This window comes from Nostoc sp. FACHB-888 (assembly GCF_014696655.1).
Classification (GTDB): Bacteria; Cyanobacteriota; Cyanobacteriia; order Cyanobacteriales; family Nostocaceae; genus Nostoc.
In genome coordinates, this window is record NZ_JACJQM010000174.1 from 1 (window position 1) to 8,653 (window position 8,653).

Annotated in this window: 6 protein-coding genes and 1 pseudogene; 5 read left to right on the forward strand and 2 right to left on the reverse strand. The window is 40.0% G+C overall.

The annotated features are described in order from the left end of the window. Positions 1 to 292 (forward strand): annotated as a pseudogene (locus H6G26_RS35290) (MFS transporter); the annotation flags it as partial. Positions 293 to 404: 112 nt separating this feature from the next. Here the strand turns inward: H6G26_RS35290 and H6G26_RS35295 are convergent. Then, a complete protein-coding gene (locus tag H6G26_RS35295) occupies positions 405 to 1,028 on the reverse strand; it encodes a class I SAM-dependent methyltransferase (RefSeq protein WP_190735894.1) in 624 nt (207 codons plus the stop codon). A gap of 156 nt (positions 1,029 to 1,184) precedes the next feature. Further along, complete coding sequence (locus tag H6G26_RS35300; RefSeq protein WP_190735896.1) at positions 1,185 to 1,553, reverse strand: hypothetical protein; 369 nt, start codon at positions 1,551 to 1,553, stop codon at positions 1,185 to 1,187. Positions 1,554 to 1,835: 282 nt separating this feature from the next. Here H6G26_RS35300 and H6G26_RS35305 point away from each other — a divergent pair, with 282 nt between their 5' ends. From H6G26_RS35305 to H6G26_RS35315, 4 genes are all read left to right on the forward strand, one after another. Then, on the forward strand, positions 1,836 to 2,069 hold the full coding sequence (locus H6G26_RS35305; protein ID WP_190735897.1) for a hypothetical protein: 234 nt from the start codon (positions 1,836 to 1,838) through the stop codon (positions 2,067 to 2,069). A gap of 281 nt (positions 2,070 to 2,350) precedes the next feature. Then, positions 2,351 to 2,482 (forward strand): hypothetical protein, encoded by a 132-nt coding sequence (locus H6G26_RS44040; protein WP_277883954.1) that lies wholly within the window; start codon positions 2,351 to 2,353, stop codon positions 2,480 to 2,482. A 4-nt stretch (positions 2,483 to 2,486) separates the two neighbouring features. Then, positions 2,487 to 6,698 carry a DEAD/DEAH box helicase gene (locus tag H6G26_RS35310; protein ID WP_190735899.1) on the forward strand — a complete coding sequence of 1,404 codons (4,212 nt, stop codon included), beginning with the start codon at positions 2,487 to 2,489 and terminating at the stop codon, positions 6,696 to 6,698. A gap of 261 nt (positions 6,699 to 6,959) precedes the next feature. Further along, positions 6,960 to 8,573 (forward strand): SDR family NAD(P)-dependent oxidoreductase, encoded by a 1,614-nt coding sequence (locus H6G26_RS35315; RefSeq protein ID WP_206757582.1) that lies wholly within the window; start codon positions 6,960 to 6,962, stop codon positions 8,571 to 8,573. Positions 8,574 to 8,653 lie beyond the last annotated feature (80 nt).

Genomic DNA, 8,653 nt, shown 5'->3' on the forward strand with positions numbered 1-8,653 from the left:
GCAACTTCGGGATCAATGGATTAGCTTACCGCTAATTGGCTTTGCATTGGCAGCAATCTTTCCCGCCACCATCTGGTTGATACCTCAACGATTACCAAATGCCTTGGTTCCTGCGGCTGTTAGCTTTGCCACCAGCATCGCCAGTTTTGGAGCAGCGCTCATACCCACTGGAGCAGGCTGGGTTGCAAGTTGGGCAGGTTTAGAAATTATTCCAATGTTGATGCTGCCATTGGCGTTCATAATGGTGGGTTTACATTGCTGGCTAGTGCAACATTCGCTCAGAGGCAAGTAAGGTATTCATGCAGGGATTGGCAGAGTTTACAGTTTAGGCACAAGCCTTGAAAAAATATACCAGCCGTCAAAACAATTCAAAATTCATGCACGATCAATTTCATTATTAAGATTCACTTTTTGAACAAGAATGATACAAGTCTGGGTGGTTTATTTTGGTCTTGCTCATGCCACCACTCGTTGAAATCCTCAAGCCGCAAACCATAATTTTTGGCTGCCTGAAAAAAATCTGATAGGTGATGTATAAATGCTGGGATTTCAATCACTTCTTGATTTCTTTGAAAATTAGCTTGTGTGCCTCGATACTGTCTGAATGGATGAAGTTCACAAATGAAAAAGTATCCTCCCGGAACGAGTACACGGGAGACTTCTGAAAAAATTTTTGACAAATCTTTGATGTGTTCTAAAACGAGATTACAGGTGATCAAATCAATAGACTCGTTGCTGCAAATCCATTGGTTTGTAATGTCTGCGGTAATGAACGTCACGTTGACTGAATTTACTTTCTCTTTCGCCTTCTCGATCATGGCTGCTGAAAAATCAACTGCATAGACTATTTGGGCAATTTGTGATAAAAGCAAAGTATTTTTGCCTGTGCCACAGCCAATTTCAACGACTGATTTACATCTCTTACGCATTAAGATTTCTTTAGTAACGATTTGATCCAAATCGCGGGTCAGGTTTTGATCAGCATCATAGGTGGTTGACCAATTATCGTATGCGGCTTGAACACTCATATTGACTCAGAAATGGCTACATTTTGGTGAGTAGAATTATCCTACATTTACTTATTATGCCAAAGATTCCTATTAAGCTTACGAGCTTACGTGTAACTCGATGGATGGGCTTTGTACCTCAGCCCATCCTACCGCGCTTGAGTGCAAACGACATTCTTATTTCTGTTTGCAGGTTGTGGTAAGTTCTACATTGTAGAAAGTCCCAGGTTTGGGATTAATTGAACGCAACTGCTGGATAAAAGCATTAAATGTTGTATTGCTTGTGCCGAAGCCAGCTTCAGCACAAGCAGATAAACCTCCTTCAATGGGAATAGATCCGGTACTGGGACTATATACAATGAATTTATCAACAGTGCCAGTGCCAACCCCAAACCCAATAATCTGACGAACTGTTCTCAAAGCTCCATTATCTAAGGCACCACCAATACTGCCAATACTGATATTAACCGCACGACTTTCAGCCACAGCTGGCGCACTAATCGACAATACTGCCCCAACAATCATCAAACAGGTGAACTTCAACATTATCCTCGACTCCAAAAAATTGAAAAACTAATAATTAGGTTTTGACATGGATGAAGTATATCAGAGACGTAAGCCATGTAAGGTTTTCAGATACGCTTGTGTGTGCGAAAACTACAAAATCTCTGATTCTGAACTTTTGAGGATTACTTCAGCATTACGTCTTTCCTTTTCTGAAAAATGTTAATTTCTTAAAAATTCTTTATAAAATCGTGTTTGCAGACAGACCTCTGGCTGTCTAATCAGTATTTAAGGGTTGAGACTTAAGCACAGTTAGAACTCAAGGTGTGGACATCTTCAATTTTGACGGAACAACACAAAGCGTTGCGTTACCCACCTTTCTCACGCCATCCATTCAGTCCAATGCGGCGCATCTGTCAGCAGTTGAGCAAACTTTTGAGGGTAAGCGTCTTCAAACTCCAGCATCACGCCGCAACTTCAGGCATAACCCCTTCCATCCTTGAACTTCTTGCGTTTCGAGACTATGGTAAGATTCAAGACTATGCAGGAGAAACTTAGTTGAGGCTCAAAGGCTCAAACAAGATTTACTGCAAACACTGCCAGATCAGCCAGATTGGGGAATAAGAGAAGCTTAAGTCGATATTTTCCTCCATGAAGGATTAATTGATGATGCAATAAAAACAGTAAAGAGAGATACTTACTATGATTCCAAACTGGTTCATTGAGTCATGGATGCAGCGGTTTCCCATCGTCCAGATTGGGTAATTGATAACGCAAAGCAGACGGGCAGAACCAATTATGGAACAAGAGAAAGCTGACCGTTATGACGCTGCGGTTAATTGGCTAAAAAAATCAAAGCTGCTTATGTTCAACTAGGGCAAAAAGCTGAATGGTTTGCTTATCGCTCAAAATTAGAAGCGGCTTATGGACGTAAACATAAATTAATGGAATTATTTAAAGAACTGAATTAATAGGATGATTAATTTGGCGAATGATACCACAAAACTGCAAACACAACTTGCCCATATATACTTCGAGTTACATCCTTCCTTACAAAAAATTATTCAGTTATTTTCGGTAATTTATGCACCGATAGACAAAAATTCATTCGTAAGTTGTATTAGTAAGACTGGCGCTTTAGATGACAAGAATAAACCTTGGGGTACTAAAACCCTTAGTCCCCAAATTGATAAATTGTTAAAAGCAGGCTTGTTAGTACAGTCAAGCAGACAAGGTGCTGAATGTCATCCGTTACTAACAGAAATTGCGACTCGTCATGCTGTACAAACCGGACAGTTTGAAATCCTGGTGACAGCAGTAGAAGAGAAGCTACCAATACGGACTCACTGGAACAGAGATTCTCGGATATTCTCCAGTCTGCGCCAGTGCATCAGAGAAATCCGCATTGGTATTTATCGTCAAGACCTTAGTTTTATTAATCAGCAAATTGAAGATTACCAGAAGTACAGTGATAGCGAAGAAAAAATAGTAATAGAAAATATTTTTGAACAGATATACAATAATCCATTTGATGCAGATTGGTTTAAGACCCTTCCACTTGGATTATATGAAAGTGGCATATCAAGTATCCTCTTCAATTCAGCCTTAAAATTATCTGCTTCTGAAGATACGTTGACGCTGCTAGAAGAAGAATGCTCTAACAGTGGAAAAAATTGCTCAGATTATCTACATCTGATTTTGACAGAACAACTGTTGTTACAAGGTTGTACCCAAGAAGCACAAAAAAGCCTGGAGCGCGTATCAAATGAATATCAAAATAATGCTGCTATCTTTTGGGGTTGGTTAAGTTTTCTGCGGGGTGAAAATGAACAAGCCATAAAATATTATACAGATGCCCTGAAAGCGATCAAAAAGGCTACAGGTAAACGGCAAATATATTTCAATACAATTGGGGGCTTATTTTTTATCCTCGCATTGTTAAAAGATGGTTCAGTGCAACGCCTCAAAGAAGCAGAAGAGTATAGCAGTTTGATGTCCCGTCAAGGGGATCATTGGCTCAGGTTCACTTATGGCAGACTGAACATGGTATTGCAAGTTCAGCTTGGCGATATTACCCAAAAACAATTTGTAGTCAGTGGTCATATTTCCTCCGTGGAAGAAGAAAATAGTTTACAAACATTGTTTTGTTCGCTATGTCTTTACTGGATGGATGCAGAAAATGCTAAAAAACGCTTACCTAATTTACTAGAACCACTATATCGGCGATCGCTTGCCTCTGGTTATCACTGGTTGGGAATGGAAAGTGCAGAACTCCTATCCCGGCTCAAACCAAGTAGTAACTATAATCAACTTGCCCCCGCACTGCGAGAAGATAGCAATATTCAAACCATCGTAGACTTAATTCGACCCCAAGAAGCTTGGGAAATGTGCCTCAATGCCTTGGCAAATCTCCAATCAAGACCACAAACATCCCTAAAACCAGAATCTGAACTACGTTTAGCATGGTTCATAACCTTCTATCCCAGCAGATGTGTCTTGCAACCACGAGAACAAAAAGTGAATGCCAAAGGGGAATGGAGTAAAGGTCGCCCCATAGCCCTCAAGCGTCTAAGCAGTGCATTATCTGAGTTTGATTACATCACACCCCAAGATATGCGGGTATGTAGTTGTATTGAAGTATATAGTGAAGGCTATTACGGGAAAGTTGATTATACCTTTGGTGAAAAAGCCATCTCTGCTTTAATTGGACACCCGTTAGTTTTTTGGGAAGATACACCGACTATTCGTGTAGAAATTGTCAAGGGAGAACCGGAACTACTGGTTAAAAAAGGGAAACTTGATCGTCTCACCTTGGAATTTTCTCCCAAATTACCAGAATCACAAAATATTCTGCATATCAAAGAAACCCCAACCCGCATCAAAGTCATTGAAATTACTGCCGAACACAGACGCATTGCGGAGATTATTGGTAAAGATAATAAATTAAATGTACCTGCCTTCGCCGAGAAGCAAGTTTTGGCAGCGATCAACGCCGTCTCTGGCATCGTTACTGTACATTCTGATATTGGCGGCGGACTCGAAGGTGCAGAAGAAGTACCCGCCCAGACTCTACCCCATATTCATCTTTTACCTGCCAATGTCGGCTTGAAAATCAGCCTTTTGTCGCGCCCCTTTGCCCAAGGTGGCCCCTACTACCGTCCTGGTACAGGTGGTGAAACAGTAATTGCCGAGATTGACGGGAAACGTCTGCAAACCAGACGAAATCTGCCCCAAGAGAAACAACTTGCTAAAGCCGCCATCAAAGCCTGTCCCACCTTGACGCGAACTGAAGAACAAGATGGTGAATGGGTTATAACTGACCCAGAGGACTGTTTAGAATTGCTGTTAGAACTGCAAGCACTGGGAAATAACATAGTTATAGAATGGCCACAAGGAGAAAAACTGCGTGTTAGCCACAATGCCGATTTGAAAGACTTTAATTTATCAATTCAACGTCAGCAAGACTGGTTTGCGGCAACTGGGGAGTTGAAATTGAATAACGACCTAGTGCTGGATATGCAGCAACTACTAGAGCTATTGGAAAAAACCCCCAGCCGATTTATCCCCCTTGGTGATGGTCAATTTTTGGCTTTAACTCAAGCTTTTCGGAAACGCCTCGACGAATTGCGGATGTTTTCGGAAAAGCATAGTAGAGGTATTCGTTTTCACCCCTTGGCAACATTAGGGTTAGAAGATTTTGTCGATGAGGTAGGTAAGGTAAAAGCAGATAAACATTGGAAGGCACATAGAGAGCGACTCCAGGAGGTAAAAAACCTCCAGCCGGAACTGCCATCTACGCTGCAAGCAGAACTACGTGACTACCAAATGGAGGGTTTTTGTTGGCTGGCGCGTCTGGCACATTGGGGTGTGGGCGCTTGTTTAGCAGACCAAATGGGACTCGGTAAGACCTTGCAGGCATTGGCTGTCATTCTCAGAAACGCCCATGAAGGGCCAACCCTAATAATTGCGCCGACTTCCGTGTGCATGAATTGGGTGAGTGAAGCGCAGAAGTTTGCCCCAACTCTGAATATTATTCAATTTTCTGGTGCTAACCGCCAAAAATTATTAGATGGTTTACAACCATTGGATATGTTGGTATGTAGCTATGGCTTATTACAGCAAGAAGAAGTAGCGCAAATGCTTTCTGGTGTACAGTGGCAAACGATTGTTCTGGATGAAGCCCAGGCGATTAAAAATATGACCACTAAACGTTCTCAGGCAGCCATGAACCTAAAATCTAATTTTAAGTTGCTGACTACTGGGACTCCGATTGAGAATCACCTGGGTGAGTTGTGGAATTTGTTCCGTTTTATTAATCCTGGGTTATTGGGTTCTTTTGAAAGCTTCAATCAACGCTTTGCTACCCCCATTGAAAAATATCAGGATAAACTTGCACGTAATAAACTCAAAAAACTGATTCAACCATTTTTGTTACGGCGGACAAAAAATCAAGTATTAGAAGAGTTACCATCTCGTACCGAAATTTTGTTGCATGTAGAGTTAAGTCGAGAGGAAAAGGCATTCTATGAAGCGTTGCGCCGTCAGGCCATATCTAAACTTACCGAAACTGATGCAGAAGCAGGAAAGAAACATTTGCAAGTTTTGGCTGAGATTATGAAACTGCGTCGCGCTTGCTGTAATCCCAGCCTCGTTATGCCTGATACTGAATTACGCAGTTCCAAGTTACAACTTTTTGGTGAGGTGCTGGGTGAACTTCTGGAAAATCGTCATAAGGCGTTGGTGTTTAGTCAGTTTGTTGACCATTTGCACATTATTAGAGATTATCTCGAACACCAAGGTATTAATTATCAATATCTAGATGGCAGCACTTCAGTGGCAGAGCGCAAAAAACGGGTGGATGCTTTCCAAGCTGGTTCAGGAGATGTATTTCTGATTAGTCTCAAGGCAGGCGGTACAGGACTGAATCTAACTGCTGCTGATTATGTGATTCATACAGACCCTTGGTGGAATCCCGCAGTGGAAGACCAAGCCTCAGACCGCGCCCATCGCATTGGGCAACAGCGCCCAGTGACCATTTATCGTCTAGTAGCAAAGGATACTATTGAAGAAAAGATTGTGCAATTGCACCACCACAAGCGAGATTTGGCGGATAGCCTGTTGGAAGGTGCCGAGATGAGTGGCAAGATATCAACGGAAGCCTTGTTACAGCTGATTAGTGAAGGTTAAAGCATTTACCAAGGCTTTTTTGACAATAATCGCTCATTCAGTAAGTTGCTTTTATCTGACTTGAGCGAGCGCAAAACTTATTGCGCCATAATTATTACCTGTAAATAAGGTTTTGGCACGGTGATCCCTAACCGCCCAATTCAAATTATAGAGGGATTTAATCATGATGCAAGATGATGAAATACTTAACGTTATATTAATACTGGCTATATTTCTGGCAATTAGTTGGAAATAAATACTAAGAGAGCGGAAATTATGCAAGTGTGTCTGGTTACAGGTGGTAATTCTGGTGTAGGTTTAATGACTGCTATAGGTTTAGCCAAATTAGGCAATCATGTATTTATTGCGTGTCGTTCGGCAAACAAAGCCGCAAAAGCTATAGACTACATCCGTCAAACCACCGGAAATGAAAATGTGAAATTTTTACCTCTTGATCTAGCTTCTTTAGATTCAGTTCGTAAGTGTGTAAAACTATTTAATGGCTACAATTTGCCATTACATATATTAGTCAATAATGCGGGGATATTCAACAACAGAGGTACAACCAACGAAGGTTTTGAACTGATTTGGGGAACGAACTATTTAGGTCATTTTTTGCTGACTTATTTATTATTAGAAAAGTTGCAAAAATCTGCTCCTAGCCGCATTATTATGTTAGCATCAGATTTGGCATTATCTCCAAGTGGTATTGACTGGAATTTATTAGTTAAAAGGACACCTTTAAATTTCCTAAAATTATATGCTGTTTCAAAACTCTGTTTATTGCTTTTAACAAGAGAACTTTCTCAGCGATTAAATAATTCTCAAGTCACCGTTAACGCCATACATCCAGGCTTTGTACAATCAAATATTACTATATGGCATCGTCTCAGTAAATATTTAGGTTTAGGTATTTCTTCGGAAGCCGGAGCATATAGTACCCTTGTTTGTGCTACTTCCCCAAATTATCAAAATATTAGTGGAAAATTTTTAGATAGTCACGCTCAAGAAATTATATTACCTGAAATAGCACAAAATCAAGAATTATCACAGCAATTATGGGAATGTAGTTTATTATGGGCTGGTTGCAACCAACAGCAGAATACAAAGAAAATTAATTATGATGGTAGTGATGAAATATGGGGGCCAAATTCTCTGAGTTTAAGCAGTAATGAAATAGCTGAGATTACCCAATATATTTTTGATAATATTATTTTAAAAATCCCAACAAAAATATTCTTAGAACAGGTAGTTAAATCATGTATTAGATTTGATATTGGGTCGTTATTCATTATATTGCTTCAAGTGTTTACCAGATGTTTTTACATGGAAAGACATTTAGATTCACCTGTAATTTTGCAATTATGTGAGGATAAAAATTTATTAGAGAGGCTTAATGCTCATTTAGGGGATAATTTAGTATTATGGCGGTCAGAACTATGGGTAAATTATCCCGCCCAGCAATTAATTCCTTTTTGGCATCAAGACTCTTATTCTAAACTCCTGGAAGGAAATGGTAAAACTATCAATGCTTATATAGCTTTGACAGAAGTTAATGAATATAATGGATTTGAGTATATACCTAATATTTACTTAAAAAGTTGCCAGATAAAAGGAACCGATCCTTTTAGTGGAAATAACTTTTTTGAAATCCCTGATGAAGTTGCGAAAAAAGCTATTCCTGTAGTGTTATGTCCTGGCGAGTTTGTACTATTTACTAATACACTATTACATCGCTCAATACGTAATAATAGCGGTAAAGTCAGACTTTCTTTAACGCTAAGGTTGACTCAACCAGGGGTAAAAGTTTTACCAGGTTATACTTCTAATTACCAGAAGCCTGTAATTTTGCAATCACAAAATAGCGTTGATCTTAAGAGAATGCCTGAGAAGTAAGAAAGCTTACGTAACAGTATCCTCTCGTGAGAACAAATACTTAAGTATTGAAAATAATTTTGCAAAGGGTCTTACTTGAA